14 protein-coding genes are annotated in these 18341 nt (G+C 40.7%); 8 read left to right on the forward strand and 6 right to left on the reverse strand.

Annotation, left to right across the window (positions count from 1 at the left end; genetic code table 11):
* Positions 1-5 precede the first annotated feature (5 nt).
* Complete coding sequence (locus tag WHS63_RS07850) at positions 6-2963, reverse strand: SusC/RagA family TonB-linked outer membrane protein (RefSeq protein WP_445204622.1); 2958 nt, start codon at positions 2961-2963, stop codon at positions 6-8.
* A 286-nt stretch (positions 2964-3249) separates the two neighbouring features.
* Between WHS63_RS07850 and WHS63_RS07855 the strand changes: the two genes are divergently transcribed.
* The 4 genes from WHS63_RS07855 (at position 3250) to WHS63_RS07870 (ending at position 9512) form a co-directional block, all read left to right on the forward strand.
* Positions 3250-4266, forward strand: a complete 1017-nt coding sequence (locus tag WHS63_RS07855) for a LacI family DNA-binding transcriptional regulator (protein WP_445204623.1) — start codon at positions 3250-3252, stop codon at positions 4264-4266.
* Positions 4267-4393: 127 nt separating this feature from the next.
* On the forward strand, positions 4394-6829 hold the full coding sequence (locus WHS63_RS07860; RefSeq protein ID WP_445204624.1) for a DUF5916 domain-containing protein: 2436 nt from the start codon (positions 4394-4396) through the stop codon (positions 6827-6829).
* Between the two features lie 54 nt (positions 6830-6883).
* Positions 6884-7924, forward strand: coding sequence for a threonine aldolase family protein (locus tag WHS63_RS07865; protein ID WP_445204625.1), 1041 nt, complete (start codon positions 6884-6886; stop codon positions 7922-7924).
* A gap of 268 nt (positions 7925-8192) precedes the next feature.
* Positions 8193-9512 carry a serine hydrolase domain-containing protein gene (locus WHS63_RS07870; RefSeq protein ID WP_445204626.1) on the forward strand — a complete coding sequence of 440 codons (1320 nt, stop codon included), beginning with the start codon at positions 8193-8195 and terminating at the stop codon, positions 9510-9512.
* Here WHS63_RS07870 and WHS63_RS07875 read toward each other — a convergent pair.
* Together WHS63_RS07875 and msrB are read right to left on the reverse strand one after the other, a co-directional pair.
* Positions 9509-10084, reverse strand: coding sequence for an LON peptidase substrate-binding domain-containing protein (locus WHS63_RS07875; protein ID WP_445204627.1), 576 nt, complete (start codon positions 10082-10084; stop codon positions 9509-9511). The genes WHS63_RS07870 and WHS63_RS07875 overlap by 4 nt on opposite strands.
* 30 nt (positions 10085-10114) lie before the next feature.
* Complete coding sequence (gene msrB, locus WHS63_RS07880) at positions 10115-10501, reverse strand: peptide-methionine (R)-S-oxide reductase MsrB (protein ID WP_445204628.1); 387 nt, start codon at positions 10499-10501, stop codon at positions 10115-10117.
* A 200-nt stretch (positions 10502-10701) separates the two neighbouring features.
* Between msrB and WHS63_RS07885 the strand changes: the two genes are divergently transcribed.
* The gene (locus tag WHS63_RS07885; protein WP_445204629.1) at positions 10702-11379 is read left to right on the forward strand and encodes a head GIN domain-containing protein; all 678 of its coding nucleotides are present in this window, start codon (positions 10702-10704) and stop codon (positions 11377-11379) included.
* A gap of 2 nt (positions 11380-11381) precedes the next feature.
* On the opposite strand, the gene WHS63_RS07890 is transcribed toward WHS63_RS07885, so the two are convergent.
* Positions 11382-12335, reverse strand: a complete 954-nt coding sequence (locus tag WHS63_RS07890; RefSeq protein WP_445204630.1) for an XdhC family protein — start codon at positions 12333-12335, stop codon at positions 11382-11384.
* Positions 12336-12554: 219 nt separating this feature from the next.
* Here WHS63_RS07890 and WHS63_RS07895 point away from each other — a divergent pair, with 219 nt between their 5' ends.
* The 3 genes from WHS63_RS07895 to WHS63_RS07905 all read left to right on the forward strand — a co-directional run bounded on the left by WHS63_RS07895 (position 12555) and on the right by WHS63_RS07905 (position 16006).
* Positions 12555-13742, forward strand: a complete 1188-nt coding sequence (locus WHS63_RS07895; protein ID WP_445204631.1) for a YgeY family selenium metabolism-linked hydrolase — start codon at positions 12555-12557, stop codon at positions 13740-13742.
* A 279-nt stretch (positions 13743-14021) separates the two neighbouring features.
* Positions 14022-15209 carry a knotted carbamoyltransferase YgeW gene (gene ygeW / locus WHS63_RS07900; protein ID WP_445204632.1) on the forward strand — a complete coding sequence of 396 codons (1188 nt, stop codon included), beginning with the start codon at positions 14022-14024 and terminating at the stop codon, positions 15207-15209.
* A 254-nt stretch (positions 15210-15463) separates the two neighbouring features.
* Complete coding sequence (locus WHS63_RS07905; RefSeq protein ID WP_445204633.1) at positions 15464-16006, forward strand: hypothetical protein; 543 nt, start codon at positions 15464-15466, stop codon at positions 16004-16006.
* A gap of 10 nt (positions 16007-16016) precedes the next feature.
* Here WHS63_RS07905 and hydA read toward each other — a convergent pair whose 3' ends face one another.
* Together hydA and WHS63_RS07915 are read right to left on the reverse strand one after the other, a co-directional pair.
* Positions 16017-17447, reverse strand: a complete 1431-nt coding sequence (hydA, locus tag WHS63_RS07910; protein WP_445204634.1) for a dihydropyrimidinase — start codon at positions 17445-17447, stop codon at positions 16017-16019.
* A 9-nt stretch (positions 17448-17456) separates the two neighbouring features.
* Positions 17457-18080, reverse strand: coding sequence for a hypothetical protein (locus tag WHS63_RS07915; protein ID WP_445198401.1), 624 nt, complete (start codon positions 18078-18080; stop codon positions 17457-17459).
* Between the last annotated feature and the right edge of the window lie 261 nt (positions 18081-18341).

Below are 18341 nucleotides of genomic sequence, written 5' to 3' on the forward strand. Positions count from 1 at the left end.
ATCCGTTAAAATTTAATATCTAAACCTAGAGTGATTGTACGTGTTTTTGGGTAAACATCGTACATATCCAAACCGTATTCAAGTCCTACATAGCTTTGTTCAGGATCAAGACCAGTGTATTTAGTAAAAGTAAATAGGTTATTAGAGGTTAAGTAAACCCTCATGTTTTTAACCCATTTGGTCGATTTCGGATTAAAGTTATAGGCAATTGTTACGTTATCAATTTTGATAAAAGAGGCATCCTCAAGGTAATAATCACTAACCTTAGGCGAATCCGTTAATCCTCGGTCAATTTCATCAAGCACTTCGGAAAGTGCATTAAGTGTAGGTAGGATTTGCGGATTAGAGAACACCATGCGGGTAACGTTCATAACCTTATTTCCATAAGCCCCACGAAGAGCAATACTAAAATCAAAATTTTTGTAAGTAATAAAGTTTGACCAACCAAGGGTAAAACGAGGTTGAGCGTATCCTGCCACATAACGTTGTGCAAGATTAACATCGCGTGTTACTCCACCAGCGGCTGTAAAGAAAAGGAACTTCCCATCACTCGAAAGGCCAGCATATTTTGGTATATAAAAAGTTCCAATTTCCTCACCTTCAAAAAGGTATTGAGTCCAGTTTTGTGCACCAACTAATCCCCTACCACTTAACCATAGGCGTTTCTTATCGGCTTCGGACCAGGAGTACTGATCGTTTGAAAGGCTAACCAATTTTTGACGATTGGTAGAGAAGTTTACAATTGTACGCCATTTAAAATCTTTATTATCAATAGCATAACCAGTAATGTTGGCTTCAAAACCTTTATTATCAATTTGTCCTACATTTGCCCAGGTGGTCGGAAGTGCGTTGGGTGGAACCGGAACAGCGTAAGGTGCTAGTAGGTCATATGTCGATTTGATATAGTACTCAAATGAACCCTGAATTCTATTTTTCAGAATAGAGTAATCCAGGCCAATATTAAGTTCGGAGTTTTCCTCCCATTTAAGGTCAGGGTTTGCGTTGTGAGATATTGCGAAGTTAATGGCATCCTCACCGGTCTCAAAATTTGGTGCTGTACCCGAAGGGTAAGCATACATTATATCTAGGAAAGGGGAAATTTCTTGGTTACCTGTTATCCCATATCCCACACGGAGTTTAAGTTGGTTAAAGAGATCGATATTTTCCAGAAATGCTTCTTTCTTGATATCCCATGCTATTGAAGCCGATGGGAATAACCCCCACTCATTATTTTTACCAAACTTCGATGAACCATCACGACGGAGTGTTGCTGTTGCAAAATACTTGGATTGATAATTATAGGTTGCACGAGCAAAAAATGAGATCAATCGGTTTGAATTTCGCCACGAACCAATATCACCTACATTTACATTATTGAGATGTGCAAGGTTATTAGACTTTAGGTAGTTCGAGAGTGCTTCGCGACCTTGGGCTGTAAGTCCTGAATTATAGTCTTCCTGAAATGAATAACCACCAAGGACATTTATGGAATGGTTTTCGTTAATAATAGTGTTATAGGAAAGGGTGGTTTCAAGAACCTGAGATCTAAAATTTGAATATCCCCTTCTTCCGTATCCATCTGTTCCTCCTGCATATAAATTCGTTGGTTCAAAATAGAACGATTCGGAGTCGTTACGGATATAACCAAAGTTAACACTACCTACCAAGCCTTTTATAGGTTCAACTGAAATTTTTGCATTGCCAAAATAGTTCTTAGCATCACGTTCATTTTGGATAAGCTTGGCAATTGCCACTGGGTTATTGTAGTTAAAATCACGCTGAAATTCAAAAAATTCGCCATCCTTATAAACGGGATCAACAGGGTTGCGCTGGTACATTTGGTAGAAAATATTGGATGAACCCATACCGCCTCCATAGTTCACATAGTTGTTCTTTTCAAATGTCCCAGCAATTGATGCATCAATTGTAATAATATCGTTTAAAGCTTTTTGGGTTAGGTTGAATCGAGCAATATCACGCTGCTTGTTGCTTTGTATAACAACACCATCGTTGTATGTATGGTTATACGAGAAGCGATAGGCAAGATTATCAGTAGAATTTGAAACCGCTAGTGAATGGGATTGTGAAATCCCCGTTTTAAAAATCTCATCCTGCCAGTTAGTATTTGCACCATTATCAGCAAAATCAGGAATGTTATTATCGGTAACATACTTCCGAATATCAGCAGCCGAAAGAAATTCTAAACGCTTACTGGTTTGATCGGCCGATACATAACCATTGTAATCAATAGTGGCACCTTTAGCTTTATCGGCTTTCTTCGTGGTGATAATAATTACTCCATTCGATGCTCTTGAACCGTAAATTGCGCCTGATGAAGCATCCTTAAGGACGTTGAACGATTCAATATCGTCAGGAGAAATAGTGGTAGGATCAGCTCCTGGAACGCCATCAATTACATAAAGGGGTTGGGTGTTTGATGCGAAACCTGCAGCACCTCGGATTTGAACAGCAAAGCCGGAGTTGGGGTCACCCCCTTTTTTCGATACGTTTACGCCTGCTACCTTACCCTGCATTGCCTGAATGGGGTCGGTAAGCGAACCTCTATTTAACTCTTCAGCTTTAACATTTACCACAGAACCTGTACGGTCGCTTTTCTTTTGAACGCCATACCCAATAACAATAACCTCATCAATTTCCTTTGATTCCTGCTTCATTTGCACGTTTATTACACTTCTGTTGCCTACAGCAACTTCCTGCGTATTATAACCTACAAATGAAAAAACAAGAACATCGTTACCTTTACATTTAATGGAGTATTCTCCATCAACATTTGTAATTGTACCTGTGGTTGTTCCTTTAACAACAATAGCTACTCCAATCATAGGAGTACCATCAGCAGCATCAGTTACTTTCCCAGTAACGGAAATTTCTTGTGCCATTAAGGATAAGTTCCCTAATAGCAATGCTACTAAAATAATTAGAAACTGTTTAAGTCTATTCATGGCAAATATTTTATTTTGAGTTGGTTTTTAATTTGTTAAACATTAAAACTACTACATCAAAACTTTCACAATTAACAAAATTTTAACACTGGAAACACGGAAAAACATTGATTTTAGGCCTGTTTTTTATGCAAACGATACCGCAAACGTTTGTATTTTGATAAAAAAATATTACATTGGGCGAGTGCCTTTTATTGCTCATTATTAGTAGTATATTTGTTAGGAATATAACAATAGCAACATTTAAATAACAACCTATTTATCAATTAGTTCAAATGCTTTGAAAATGAAATCGAGCCAGGTTACCATCAAGGACATTGCCCGCGAGTTGGGAATTAGCCCATCAACCGTTTCGCGTGCCCTAAAGGACCACCCCGACATCAGCCAGGAAACCAAGCGGTTGGTTAACGAGCTTGCCGCAAAGTACAACTACAAACCTAACATTATTGCCCTCAGCCTTCGCAATCAGCGTAGCAACGTAATTGGGGTTATTATTCCTGAAATTGTGCACTACTTTTTTTCATCGGTTATCAGTGGTATTGAAGAGGTGGCCAATGAAAATGGTTACAGCGTGATGATAAGCCAATCGGTTGAGGATTATAGCCGCGAGGTGGCTGCATGCGATACTTTCCTAAATGGCATTATTGATGGTATTTTAGTTTCGGTATCAAAGGAAACGGCTAACTACGACCACTTCCATAGGTTTGAGGAGGAGGGTATCCCCATTGTCTTTTTCGACAGGGCTGTTGATGAAATTCAGGCCGATAAGGTAATTATTGATGATTTTGATGGTGCATACCAGGCTACTGAACACCTCATTGTTCAGGGCCGTCGTAAAATTGTTCATTTTGCAGGACCGCAAAACAGGTTAATTGGCCAAAATCGCCTTAACGGTTATTTAAAGGCCATGCGCGACAATGGGGTAGTTATTGACGAGCGACTCATTATTCCATGCGACACTTTTCAATCGGCCCTTGTTGAAACCCAAAAGCTTATTGATAGCGGGTTAAAGTTCGACTCAATTTTCACTGTAAACGACTTTACTGCAGCTGGAGCCATTAAAGTGTTACTGCGTAACGGATACAAAATTCCAACAGATATTGCTGTTGTTGGTTTTGGCGACGATCAAACTTCTCTAATGGTTGAGCCCACTCTTACCACAGTTAACCAGCCCGGATTTGAGATGGGTAAAAAGGCCATGGAGCAGCTTATTCGTAGGATTACTCAGTCAAAACCTGAACCTCCTGTCACTGAAATACTCAAAACTCAACTTATTGTAAGGGAATCATCCAGAGTAAAGTAAAGCCCATTTACAAAGTAATAATCCTAATAGCAATACCCCATCATGGGGTATTTTTTTTGTAATGGCTTAAACCATTTTTACCTTTTATACTCTTACATGTAAGAAACAAACTGGGATTTTTTTACGAATGAAAAGGTGGATTTTGCTTTTTTCCCTTTCTTTTATAGTGGGAAATATTGCTTTAGGAGGTCGTAATAAGGACTCGTTAAGGATTACACGTGAAATTTATGCCATTAGGGCTACTGAACACATTTACATTAATGGTAGGCTCGATGAAAATGTTTGGGGTAAATCCGATTTTGCCAACAATTTTACCATTTACGAGCCATACAATGGGCTAAAGGCATTCCAACAGACAGAGGTTAGTGTACTATACGACGATTTTGCCATATACATTGGAGCCCGACTTTTCGATACCTCTCCCGATAGCATTTTCAGGGAACTTGGGCAGCGCGATAACAGCGATAGGTTGCGATCCGATGCTTTCAGTGTTTACCTGAGTACATATAACGATGGAGTAAACTATTTACAGTTCACCGTTTCGGCTTCGGGCGTTCAAACCGATATTAAAATTACCTCAAACCAAAGCGATAGAAACTGGAATGCGGTTTGGGAAAGTGCTGTAGGTTTCGATAGCTTGGGCTGGATCGTGGAGATGAAAATACCTTACAGCGCTTTACGATTCTCAAAGAATGTTAATCAGGTATGGGGAATCAATTTTTCACGGTTAATCAAGCGTAAAAATGAGGTAAGCACCTGGAACTTTGTTGACAAAGCTCAAGCGGGTTTTATAACCCAGTCTGGCATTCTTAAAGGGATTTCGGGGGTGAAACCACCACTTCGGTTGTCGTTTTTGCCCTATATCTCCGGTTATGTTGACCAGTATGCAGGTACAAAGGGATTGGACTCAAGAGTTTCGGGTGGCATGGACTTAAAGTTGGGCTTGGCCCAGAGTTTCACCCTTGATGTAACCCTAATTCCTGATTTTGGCCAGGTCCGTTCCGACGATAAGGTGCTAAACCTTACCCCTTTTGAGGTTAAGTACGATGAGGCCCGTCAGTTCTTTACTGAGGGAACTGAACTTTTTGGGAAGGCAGGCATTTTCTACTCCCGACGTATAGGCGGAACTCCTGCCCATTACGATGCAGCCTACGATTCACTGAAAACAAACGAGATTGTTGATAAGAATCCACTTGAGACCAAAATGGTTAATGCCAGTAAGCTATCGGGGCGTTTTGCCAATGGCCTTGGTTTTGGTTTTTTCAATGCCATGACTGAAAATACCTATGCTGAAATACTCGATACTGTTTCAGGTAAAAGGAGAAAGCTGTTAACGCAGGGTTTCACCAACTATAACATTACTGTACTCGACCAGAATTTACCGAATAACTCGTATGTAAGCTTAATAAATACCAATGTTTACCGACCTGTGGATAGCTTTACAGCAAATGTTACTGCTACGGAATTTAATTTAAAAAATAAAAAACAATCATTTGGCATTAGTGGGGTTGGGGCTGTAAGTCAACGCTTTGTCGATTCGGTTCAGCATGGATTCAAGACAAACCTGTCAATTTCAAAAATTAGTGGAAATATTCAGGGGTATATTTGGGCAAACATTGAGAGTGAGCATTATAATCCAAATGATTTAGGCTACCTGCGTAGCCCCAATGAGCTCTCCTCTGGCGTGGCCCTTGCCTATAAAGTTTTTGAGCCATTCTGGAGGCTTTTGAACTTTGAAGCTCAGCTAGAGTTCTCAAACAGTCGGTTATACGCCCCTAAAGCTTTCCAAAGCCAAGAAATTGAGTTTCAGGCAAAGTTTACGAACACCAACAACTTTACCGGAGGTTTTAATGCATCGTATAATCCCCGTTATGGTTATGATTACTATGAACCAAGGGTTGAGGGGCGCAAATTTCTTACACCTCATGTTTTATGGCTTCAGTGGTGGGGTTCACCCGATTATCGCAAGACTGTTGCGCTGGATCATAGATTCTCGTTTTGGTATGCTGATATGTACAATCAAAAGGGTTACATGTATAGCATTAGCCCTCGAATAAGATTTTCCGATAAACTCTTAACCATCTACAGCTGGGCATATCAGTCGGAACGCAACAACATTGGATACTACGATTACGATGGTTCAAACATATTTTTTGGTAGCAGGAAACTGGTTACTATTACAAATACATTAAGTATTCAGTTTGCATTTACAGCTAAATCGTTCCTAAGCATAAGAGCTCGCCACTACATAAGACATTTCAAGTACAATGAGTTTTTTACCTTAAAAAATGACGGCTCGCTAGAGCAAACCAATTCAATAACCAATCCGGCAAACCGCAACTATAACCTTTTCAACATCGATATGTTTTACCAGTGGCACTTTGCACCTGGTAGCGAACTGGTTTTTGCATGGAAAAATCAGGCCGAAGAGCTGTTAGATAATCCCCAGTACCTCTACTTTAAAAACATTGAAGGGATTTGGAATAGTCCACAGAATAATAGTTTTTCCATCAAAATTCTATACTATATTGATTACCAAATGATTCGAAAATTTAAATCGTAATGGCTGCTAACCCATAAAAAAGTTAACTTTACCGAAAAAATCTACATTATTATTATGTTTTCACGAGGATTTGCTAGCGATAATAATTCGGGTGTACACCCTAGGATTCTTGAAGCAATTAACGATGTGAATCATGGTCACACCATTGCTTATGGTGATGATCCAATTACGCAGAAAGCAATTGATAGATTCAAGCAAATTTTTGGCAACGATATTGAGGTTTTCTTTGTGTTCATTGGCTCTGCGGCCAATGTTCTTGGACTAAAGGCTGTAACACAACCCCACAATGCCATAATTTGTGCTGAAACTGCCCATATCAACGTAGATGAGTGTGGTGCACCTGAAAGGTTTACCGGGTGTAAGCTGTTAAGCGTTCCAACCGTAAACGGTAAGTTAACCATTGACGGAATTAAAAAGCATATGCACGGTTTCGGTTTTCAACATCACTCTCAACCTAAAGTTATTTCTATATCGCAGGTTAGTGAGCTTGGAACTGTTTATACCGTTGATGAGATAAAGACCCTGGCCGATTTTGCTCACTCCCATAACATGCTTCTGCATATGGATGGTGCTCGTTTGGCAAATGCTGCTGTATCGCTCGGAAAGGGTTTCAGGGAATTTACCCGCGATGTAGGCGTTGATGTTCTCTCCTTTGGAGGAACCAAGAATGGCATGATGTATGGCGAGGCCATTGTCTTTTTCAATCAACAGTTAGCGCATGATTTCATGTACACCCGCAAGCAGGGCTTACAGTTGGCTTCAAAAATGAGGTATATATCGGCCCAGTTTTTAGCCTACCTTGAGGATGGTCAGTGGGACTCAACCGCCCGTCATGCTAATGCTATGGCTCAGCTGCTCGCCAAAAAGGTTTCGGCTATACAGGGCGTTACAATCACTCAGCCTGTTCAGGCTAACGCAGTTTTTGCAATCGTTCCACCTGAACTCATCCATCCCCTTCAAAGTGAATACTTCTTTTATGTTTGGGACGAGGATCGTTCCGAGGTGCGTTGGATGACCTCATGGGACACTACCGAACAGGATATTGACCGGTTTTGCGAGCTACTTGAAGAGCTTATGCGAACTGTAAAGCGATAGTAAAGCATTGAGTATTCTGTGATCAGTAGGAATGGTGTTTAGTGTTTCGTATTTAGTGTTTGGTGTTATGCAAACTCCAAACATGTGGTAATCATTTATTTATAAGCAATGTGAATTAATTTATATCAATTTCAACCTTTAACTATCAACTGTCAACCTTCAACTGTCAACCTTCAACTGTCAACCTTCAACTGTCAACCTTCAACTGTCAACAATCAACTAATATGTTTTTTATATCTTCGCAGCGCAAAGTTTCATATAAATAGCAATGGTTAAGAAAAGGAAATTGATAATCCTGCTTTCGGCAATTCTGATTGGTTTCTTAGCTCTTTCCTTTGGTATCTACCTGAAAAAAAATAATAGGACTCTGGCATTACCAATTGCTGAGTCATCAAAATACGCAAAGGTTGATTTGCTGAGTGTAAACAATGCTCTTACAAACAGCAATGAGTATTCATCTATCAATCGCCAGTTTGAGCAGTTTGTGAACAAATGGGATTTGGTTGGTGCAACCTTTTGCGTTGCCCATAAGGGTAAGATTATTTACGCACGTGGTTTTGGCATGTCCAATAAAGAGGAAGGCCTGGCTATGCAGCCCTATAATACTATGCGTGTGGCTAGCGTTTCCAAACTTATAACGGCTACAGCCGTTATGAAACTTGTTGAGGAGGGTAAGCTAAGGCTTAATGACAGGGTTTTTGGCCCTGATGGTATTCTTAACGATGAAAAGTTCCTTAGCTATAAGGATAAGAGGGTAGAGGAGATAACCGTTCATAACCTATTAAACCACTCGGGCGGATGGACTCCCCGGTGGGGCGATCACCTTTTTATTAAAGATGTTATTGCTCGCGAGCTTCATAAGGATTTACCTTTGGATGTTGATGACTATATTGTATTTGCCCTATCAAAACGACTTCACTTTCAGCCTGGAAGTCATAGCTCATACAGTAACATTGGATTTGTGATACTGCAAAGGGTAATTGAAAAGGCCTCGGGAATGGATTATGAGAGCTATGTAAAGAACGAAATTTTTAAACCATTAAATATTTACGATGCACATTTGGCCAATAACTGGGATAGTTTAAGGTACAATAACGAAGCTAGATACTACGAGGTGCCAGAGGCCGAAAAGGTAATTTCCTTTGATGGCTCAAAGCAGAGTGTTCTAAAATCGAGAGGTGGAAACGATGTGCGTGCACTGGGTGCAGCCGGAGGCTGGGTGATTTCGCCCATTAGCCTAACCCGGTTTGTAATGGCTGTTGATGGCAGAAATGATTTTCCTGACATTCTCTCAAAGCAGTCTGTCGATATCATGAAGGAAACATACAATGGGAAGTTTCAGCCGTTGGGTTGGCGTTGGGTTAGGGACGATGGAACGCTATGGCGCTCAGGTTCCATGGCAGGCACATCGGCACTTGTTATTTCGCGCCCCGATGGCTACACCTTAACATTTACTTCCAATCAGAGTCACTGGAAAGGTGCCCGTTTCCCTTATGTTGTCGATAGGTTCTTCATGAGGATTTTTGACAAGTATATTAAATCCATTCCAGATCATAACCTACTTAATGTAGATAAAGGAAAATATTAGTTTAGGCTAAAATTATTTTCCAGCAATTTTTCCTGCAATTGGATATGCTCAATGAACCTTAGCCTTTTTATCAGGTAGTTAACCATTTGCTTCTCGTTTCGTAGGGAGTAAAATGAGAATTTTTCGTCAGAATCGAGTTGTATAGCTTTTGCAACATTCATAAGGTTTACTGAGTCCCCAGTAATAAGCGAGCCCATTACAGGGTCAAGGTTAAGGTTCAGCTTCTTAACAAGTACTACCAGCTCTGGATTGGTTGTAGTGAACCTATCGTCAATATACTCAATTATTCCACCACCATAAAGTTTATCGGGTAGTTTCTCCTTAAGGTTTAAAAGGTGAAAGTTTGCAATTGCCTTAATGAGAATAACCATCTCACCTAGGCTATTCTTGGCTACAATGTTAACCAGTTCAACCTCGCTACCGTAGGATTTAATATTGTTGTTACTCACATATGGTATGCCAAAGGTGTCGCCAGTTTCATTGCATTCATTAATCAACTGCTTGTAACGGGGTTCAAAGATACGCAACGGAATTTCCTCACCCGGTAGAAGAAACACCGGAAGTGGAAACATTGCCATATATTTTGTGGTGCTGCCCATGAACTATTCTTTTTTGTTAGGTATAAATTTTAACGAAGCCGAGTTGATACAGTACCTAATACCGGTTGGCTCAGGGCCATCGTTGAATACATGCCCCAGGTGTGCACCGCAATTTTTGCAAAGCACTTCGGTTCGCACCATACCATGGCTTAAATCTTTCTGAAACTTTATATTATCTACAAACTTGCTATCAAAGAAACTTGGCCATCCGCAGCTGGAATGAAATTTTGTGTCGCTCTGGAAAAGCTCAGCCCCACAGCAAACGCATACGTACAAACCCGGTTCAAAATGATTCCAGTACTCGCCAGTAAATGGCCTTTCAGTTCCTTTTTGCTGGGTTACGTAAAACTGTATATCGGTTAATTTATTACGTAAATCATCACTTTTCATCGTACTATCCTTAATGTTTTGAGCGCAAGCGCTTAATGAGATTACTGTAATCAATATTGATATGTAAGTTTTCACTTTGTTTAGTCTTTTGGTAAAAACAATAAATAGTCTCCTTTTGTTCGACCGATAAAAAAGGTTAATTACTATTTGGAATGGAATTTGATTGTTATTTTTGACAATATGGATTAAAACAAATAGCTATGAAAAAAATAATTCTAGCCCTGAGTGTTTTACTGGTTTCGGCAATAGGTTATTCACAGCAAACCGCAGTTTACTCGTTAAAGGAGTTCGATAAACTTCGGGTGTGGGGTGAATTTAAGGTATTTCTTGTTAAAGGCGATTCTCTTAATGCCAAGGTTGAAACACAAGGCATTCCTGCATCGGACATTGCGATAGATGTAAATGGCAATACACTTGAGGTGAAGCTCAAGGGGAAGCTTTATGATAGGGTAAACGCCACTGTTTACATAACCTACAGGGAGTTAAGAGAGATATCGGTATCGGCAGCGGCTGCAGTAAGCCTTCAGGATACCCTCAAGGTAACTAATATTTCAATTAATATTAATACCAGCTCCGAGTTTGATGGCGCAGTATTGGCTGAAACTGCTGATTTAACTGTTGGACAGGGTTCAACCCTACGCATAAGGGGCAGTGTAAGCAGCTATGAGGCAAAAGTTAACACCGGAGGAGTTTTAACGGCAATTGACCTAATTGCTCCAAAAACATACGTAAAAGTAAATACAGGTGCTAGCGCTAAGGTTTACGCATCAAAGGTACTTGAAGCTAATGTTAGCACAGGAGGGAGCCTAACCTATACCGGAAATCCTGAACAGAAAAAGATTAAAACACTGGTTGGCGCCACCATTATTGAGCAGTAAATTTAATGCTTATTGCGCCATTCAACTATTTGGGCAGCAATGCTCACAGCAATCTCAGCAGGGGTTTGTCCACCAATGGGTAATCCAATGGGTGAGCAAACCCTTTCAACATTTTCCTTGCCATAACCTTCCGCAATAAGGCTCTCAAATATGATTTTCACCTTGCTTTTGCTGCCTATCATACCAATATACTTCAAAGGCTTACCGATTAGCTGCTTTAGTACTATCTCGTCGAACTTATGCCCAAAGGTCATTATCACAACGTAACTTCTATCGTTTCCAGGTAAAAGGTGTGATACCTGCTTGTAGTCAACAATCTGTTTTTTGTGGGCCCAAACATTACCCTCAAAGGTGCTTAAACCCTGCCTGTTATCGAACAATTCAACCCTAAAGTCAAGCAGACTCAGAATTTGCGAAAGCGGAACGCTTATATGACCGGCACCAAATATGTAAACAGTTTCTTTTACCCCTAAAGGCTCGCTGTAGCGGAAGCTTGAATCGCTCTTTTGAAACTCAATTTCTTTAATGCCAATATGCGATTCACCCTCGTATACCTCCGCGCCACTGGATGATAGAACAATTTTTCCCGGACGGTTTTCACTTTCAAGCTCAATAACCTTAGCTAAAACCTCTGAATCGGATTTTGAGAAAAGGCTGAAGATTTGGGTTTGCTCACCGGAACATATCATCCCCGATTTATCTTCAGCTGCATCGTGTGAGTGAACCTGCCGCTTCAAGAAGTTTTGTTTATATCCCTCTGCCAGGTTCTTACGTGCCATTTCTACCAGGTTAAACTCCATTACACCTCCACCTATTGAGCCGTAAAGGCTACCATCGGCGGAAACAGCCATTTTAAACCCAACCTTGCCAGGGCTACTACCCTGTGTTTCGGCAACGGTAATTAGGTAAACATCAATATTCTGCTCAATTTTTGAGCTTATAAATTGCCAAATCATACCAATGTTTAATTTTTTGTAAATTTATTAAGATAATCTCTAAGGGTTTTTTTAGGCAAAAATATCTTTCAATTTAGTTATAACGAAGATTAAAGGCATAATAAATTTGTAATATATAGAAAAAATATCTATATTTAAATGGTATTACAAAAATTATCAATACTCATTGCTTTAATGTGTAGAATTAAAAATAATTTTGAGTACTAAAATCTACATAAAATGAGCGACGTATATAGTAAGATAAAGGAGTTATCGGAGAAATATGCCGATTATACTGCACGTAATCTGTCCCGATTGGTTCAGATTAAATCCTTAAGTGCGCAGGAGCGCGACGTGCAGCTGGAGCTAAAGAGTCAAATTGAAGAGGCTGGCTTTGACGAGGTTTTTATCGATGGGCTTGGTAATGTAATTGGTCGTATTGGAAATGGAAAACGTATTCTAGCCATCGATGGCCACATGGATACGGTTGATATTGGCAATAAGGATAACTGGGAATTTGATCCCTTGGGAGGCGAAATTCGCGATGGGTATGTACATGGACGCGGAACAGTTGACCAGGAAGGCGGACCTGCTGCATTTGTGACGGCTGGCAAAATACTTAAGGAACTTGGTTTTAACAGGGATTTAACCATATACTTTGTAGGTAGCGTGATGGAAGAGGATTGCGACGGACTTTGCTGGAAGTACATTGTGGAGGAGGATAAAATAAGACCCGATTTTGTTATAAGCACTGAGCCTACAAACCTCAATATTTACAGGGGTCACCGCGGCAGAATGGAAATGCAGGTTCATTTTTACGGTGTTTCCGCTCATGGCTCAGCACCCGAAAGAGGGAAAAATGCCATTTACATGGCCTCAAAGGTGGCTTTGGAGGTAGAAAAACTAAACGAACGACTAAAATTCGATGAGTTTCTGGGAAAAGGAAGCATCACTGTTACGGAGTTCACCTCCGGTAGTCCTTCGCTATGCGCAGTTTCCGACTATGCCCGCATTCATCTTGACCGTCGCCTTACCTGGGGCGAAACCAAGGAGAGCGCTGTTGCCGAGATTGAAGAGCTGATTAAGGGCATGAATGCCAGGGTGGAAGTGCTAAACTATAGCGAGAAGGCCTATACAGGACTGGAATACGGCATGGAAAAATACTACCCAACGTGGAAAATGCCCGAGGACAGTGAGATTGTTCAGAAAGGCGTAAGCACATACCAGAAGCTTTTTGGCAATGCTCCAAAGGTTGATAAGTGGACCTTTTCCACAAATGGTATTATGACCTGTGGAACCTATAAAATTCCTACAATTGGTTTTGGCCCAGGCAATGAGGTGTTGGCTCATGCTCCCAATGAGAAGGTTCCCATTAGCGATTTGGTGGCAGCTACTGCCTTTTATGCCGCCTTCGCATATGAGATTTAGGTTATGCATTGCACAAATTGAATTGTGAATCAGGTATCAAAGTCGTTTAGTTAAGGTTAATTGTCATGTTGAGCGAAGCGAAACATCTCAAAACAATAGATTAATCGGGATCCTTCGTTTCACTTAGGATGACAAAGGGGGAGTCTGACTTATTATCCAAACGACAATGATTCAGGTTTTTCGATTGTTGATTTACAAAATAAGCTGTAACTTCATTTTAAATTTGTTACCAACGCCTAATTAGATAACATAGTTAAAACCGAATAAAAACTTTGAAATATGGATTTAATCAAGAAAATAGCGGAGTTAAATCACTACAAATCGGACCTTAGCGGTAAAGATTTTTTGCTCACATGGGAGAAGAGCGACGACGACCTTATGGTTGTGCTACAGGTTGCGTCCATTCTAAAAGAGATGCGTAAGGAAAACATTTCGCCCCGCATATTCGATTCAGGCCTGGCTATTTCAAACTTTAGGGATAAGTCCACCAGAACACGTTTTTCGTTTGCTTCGGCTGCAAACCTTTTGGGACTTGCAGTTCAGGAGTTGGATGAGGAGAAATCGCAGATTTCGCACGGCGAAACCGTTCGTGAAACCGCTAACATGATTTCGTTCCTTTCCGATTTCATTGGTATTCGCGATGACATGTTCCTGGGTGAAGGAAACAAGTATATGCGCCAGGTTGGCGAAGCTCTCGATGAAGGATTTGCTAAGGGGGTTTTGCCTGTTAGGCCTGGTATTGTGAACCTGCAATGCGATATGGATCACCCAACCCAGTCAATGGCTGACCTGCTTCACCTTGCCAATGAGTATGGTTCACTGGATGCATTGCGTGGCAAAAAGATTGTGATGAGCTGGGCATACTCGCCCAGCTATGGCAAACCACTATCGGTTCCACAGGGTATTATTGCTCTGATGACCCGTTTTGGTATGAACGTGGAATTAGCCTACCCAGAGGGCTACGACCTTATTCCTGAAATTGTTGAAATTGCCAGAAAAAATGCCACTCAAAGCGGTGGTAGTTTTAAGGTTAGCCACAGCATGAACGATGCCATGCGCGATGCCGATATTGTTTACCCAAAAAGCTGGGCGCCATTCCACATCATGCAGCAACGCACCCAGCTGCTTATGAATGGCGATAAGAATGGCCTTAAAGAGCTCGAGCAGGTTTGCCTGGCTAACAATGCCAAGTACAAGGATTGGGAGTACAATGAGCAGGTTCGCAAGGTAACAAGGAATTCCGATGCTCTTTACATGCACTGCCTACCAGCAGATATTTCAGGCGAATCGTGCATTCAGGGTGAGGTAAGTAAGGAAACCTTTGAGCGTTACCGCATTAAAACTTACCAGGAAGCGGGTTTCAAACCATATATTATTGCTGCTATGATGCTTACCAATAGGTTCCAAAATCCCGCTGATATTCTAATGAAACTTATTGAAAGGAACACACCAAGAGTTATAAAGTAGTAGCCCATTTTATATTTCAGCAGCACCTTAAGGTGCTGTTTTTTTTGCTTTATTATGTAGTTTAACAGAATAAATGTTATGCTAAAAAATGCCTTTCCCTTCAGGTATATCTTTTAGAATTATACTTTTGACTAATCATTTGTTTGAATATTCTAAAGACTAATTAATTATTGTTTATAATTTCTAAAAATGATGTGAATGTTGGTATTAAACTATGCCATGTATTATTTTTATTGTGATAAAAAGATATAAAAATGAAAGAGTTGATTGAGGAGATATTCATTGATGCATGGGCTATCAATGATATAATTAGCTGTTATCAGGATAAAAAAGCCGATTACCCCGATTTATTTCAGATAGTTAGTGGTTATGACCTGTCGAAGTCTACCAACAAAATTCCATTCAAGGTTTACGTGGAGCTATGTAGCTGGATTGAAAAGAAGCTGGGACAATTTAACCTAATTAAAATTGGCCGCCGGATTGGTGAATCAACCTACAGTCTAATGCTTGAAACCAACATGGTTAATACCGAGAGTAAGCCGTTGGATGTAATGAAAGCATTGGTTTTGCTAGCGCAGAAAGGTGTAAAAGATCCGAAACGGAGAGGTTGGGAAATAGTTTCACACACTGATAAGTCCATTCAAATGCGAAAAACCCAACTATTTAACACGCATATTCAGGTGGGGTTGCTCGATACCCTAGTGAGAAAATGCAAGGTGTATGGGGTTCAGGTTAACTTAGTTAAGGAGGAAAGCAAAGGTGCTGAGTTTGATGAGTATCTTATAACTTGGCTTTAATTAACCTGTTTCAAACCCTACCACAATTGTAGGAACCTGAATTATCCATTCTTTTGTAGTAGTGGCCTGTTGTCTTCGCTGACCGGCGTTTAAGTAGTTGACCGCTGGGCAGATTTTCGCTCAATTTTCCGTTATCAACTGCAATAATTCCGTTTTTGATTACGAAAGCAACCTCACCAGTAGTCTCAAAGCCTTCATAAATGCTTATGTCGGACTTTGAGTGATGTTTACTTGAAGAAATTGAGCCTTTTACGTTTGGGTTCCAAATCACAATATCGGCATCGGCACCAATGGCAAGTTCACCCTTTTGAGGGTAAAGTCCAAATATTTTAGCCGGTTGTGTTGCAAAAACATCAACCAATTTGCTAAGGCTTAGCTTACCGGTTAATGCACCAAAAGTGTACAGTAGCGCAAGCCTATGTTCAATCCCGCCTGCTCCGTTTGGTATTTTGCGGAAATCGTCCTTGCCCACCATTTTTTGCTCAAGACTGAAAGGGCAATGGTCAGTTCCAACCGTTAGTATATTACCATTGTTGATGGCATTCCAGAGGGTATCTCTGTCAATACTTTGCCTGAGCGGTGGGCTTATAACATACTTTATTGCCTCGGGCAAAGTGGAATCGTACAGGGCTTCATCGAGTAGAAGATACTGAGGACAGGTTTCGGCATAAAGCGGTTGGCCACTTTTTTGGGCTTGAATAATATGTTTAACCGATTCAGCCGCCGAAACGTGAACAATGTAAAGGGGGCACTGGGTTTGATCGGCAAGGTCGATGGCACGTTTAACCGCTAACGCTTCAAATCGAGGGGGACGCGAGAGCATGTGGTACTTTGGGGCTGTAAGACCCTGACTGGCATAAAAATCTCTTAAAGTATCGATATCATCGCCCATCTCGCAGTGAGCAGTAACCATACCACCATTCTGAGCCACTGTATGCATTACATGGTATAAGGCATTGTCATCAATTCCAACGGAACTTTTATAGGCCATGTAAACTTTAAACGATGGAAATCCCATTTCAATGCATTCCTCAATCTCTTTAGGAGTATTTTTATTCCATTCAATAGGGCTCACATGAAATGTGTAATCAACTAGCGAGCAAGCAGCCTCATCCAATCGTGCTTTTAGCGCTTCAACCATTGATTGACCCCGTGATGGGGTCACAAAATCGATAATGGTTGTTGTTCCGCCCATAAGGGCAGCAATGCTGCCCGAATGAAAGTCGTCCGATGAAAAACCGGCGGGTGTAGGTAGGTGCAAATGAACATGTGGGTCGATACCCCCGGGCAGCACCAGCATACCCTGTGCGTCGATTGTGGTTTCAGCATTGGCTTCTAACTGGTTTCCAATGGCCGCTATCTTCCCATCAACAACCAACAGGTCGGCAATTTGCTCGCCAACCGATGTTACAATCCTACCTTTTGTAATTAATATTCTCAATTCCTACTCTTATTCAAGTATTTTCAGAAAATGGTTACCGCCCGATTCAGTAAAGCCTAAATGTTGCAAATATTTTTTGTGGCTTTTATTGCATGCCTTTGCCCACACCCGGGTATACCCGCTTTCAGTAAATTTCTGGCTAAGCCAGTAGTAAACAAACTTGCCATTCTTAAAGTCGCGGTATTCAGGTAAAACGTAATCAAGCTCTACCTCAAGCGCTTTTGTTTCGTTGCGTTGGGCAATGAATACCCCAGCAACTGCCATGTTACGCAGTATGAGGAAACTAACTGTATTTTCAGTGGGGGTATAGACAAAACCAGGAAAGAAACGATGTATATCCTTTTGATGGAAATCGAGGAAACGCATCAGGTAACGGTTCTCGGGGCGAACCTCAAGTATCTCAAACACCTCTTTTTTCGAATAGATTTGAAATAGGTAGTAAGCATCGGTAAGCACAATAAAACCGTTTAAAATGCCCACAGGCCATGCTCCAATCAGAAAACCGTAAATTGAGAACATCAATGCTCCTGTTAGGTTTATCCAACGGAACTTAACTATCGAACTCATTGTCATTGATAGCGCAATGATTACCGAAGCGCTATACCCAATCCATTCCAATACTTGTTGATTCATCTAAATTTGTTTTAAAGGGCAAATATAAGCATAAAAAGAGGAATTTATTGTTTGGTATTGCTTTTGGATAACTAAAATGATAGGTATGATTATCTAGTCAGTTTTTACGAGCAACAATCAACCATTGGTTATCAATCTTTTCTGACATCCTTAGCAAAGCGAAAGAACATATTCTTAGTTTAAAGTGTTCAGTGTGCAGGGTACAGGGGTGATTGTGTTTAGTGTTTGGTGTTTGGTGATTGGTTAATTTAACCTGTGTAA

The organism is Tenuifilum sp. (assembly GCF_037481895.1).
Taxonomy (GTDB): Bacteria; Bacteroidota; Bacteroidia; order Bacteroidales; family Tenuifilaceae; genus Tenuifilum; species Tenuifilum osseticum.

Excerpts from the sequence above, each read along its gene's own strand:
- WHS63_RS07850 (WP_445204622.1), bottom strand. The coding sequence starts at position 2,963 with ATGAATAGACTTAAACAGTTTCTAATTATTTTAGTAGCATTGCTATTA.
- WHS63_RS07855 (WP_445204623.1), top strand. The coding sequence starts at position 3,250 with ATGAAATCGAGCCAGGTTACCATCAAGGACATTGCCCGCGAGTTGGGA.
- WHS63_RS07860 (WP_445204624.1), top strand. The coding sequence starts at position 4,394 with ATGAAAAGGTGGATTTTGCTTTTTTCCCTTTCTTTTATAGTGGGAAAT.
- WHS63_RS07865 (WP_445204625.1), top strand. The coding sequence starts at position 6,884 with ATGTTTTCACGAGGATTTGCTAGCGATAATAATTCGGGTGTACACCCT.
- WHS63_RS07870 (WP_445204626.1), top strand. The coding sequence starts at position 8,193 with ATGGTTAAGAAAAGGAAATTGATAATCCTGCTTTCGGCAATTCTGATT.
- WHS63_RS07875 (WP_445204627.1), bottom strand. The coding sequence starts at position 10,084 with ATGTTTCCACTTCCGGTGTTTCTTCTACCGGGTGAGGAAATTCCGTTG.
- msrB (WP_445204628.1), bottom strand. The coding sequence starts at position 10,501 with ATGAAAAGTGATGATTTACGTAATAAATTAACCGATATACAGTTTTAC.
- WHS63_RS07885 (WP_445204629.1), top strand. The coding sequence starts at position 10,702 with ATGAAAAAAATAATTCTAGCCCTGAGTGTTTTACTGGTTTCGGCAATA.
- WHS63_RS07890 (WP_445204630.1), bottom strand. The coding sequence starts at position 12,335 with ATGATTTGGCAATTTATAAGCTCAAAAATTGAGCAGAATATTGATGTT.
- WHS63_RS07895 (WP_445204631.1), top strand. The coding sequence starts at position 12,555 with ATGAGCGACGTATATAGTAAGATAAAGGAGTTATCGGAGAAATATGCC.
- ygeW (WP_445204632.1), top strand. The coding sequence starts at position 14,022 with ATGGATTTAATCAAGAAAATAGCGGAGTTAAATCACTACAAATCGGAC.
- WHS63_RS07905 (WP_445204633.1), top strand. The coding sequence starts at position 15,464 with ATGAAAGAGTTGATTGAGGAGATATTCATTGATGCATGGGCTATCAAT.
- WHS63_RS07915 (WP_445198401.1), bottom strand. The coding sequence starts at position 18,080 with ATGAATCAACAAGTATTGGAATGGATTGGGTATAGCGCTTCGGTAATC.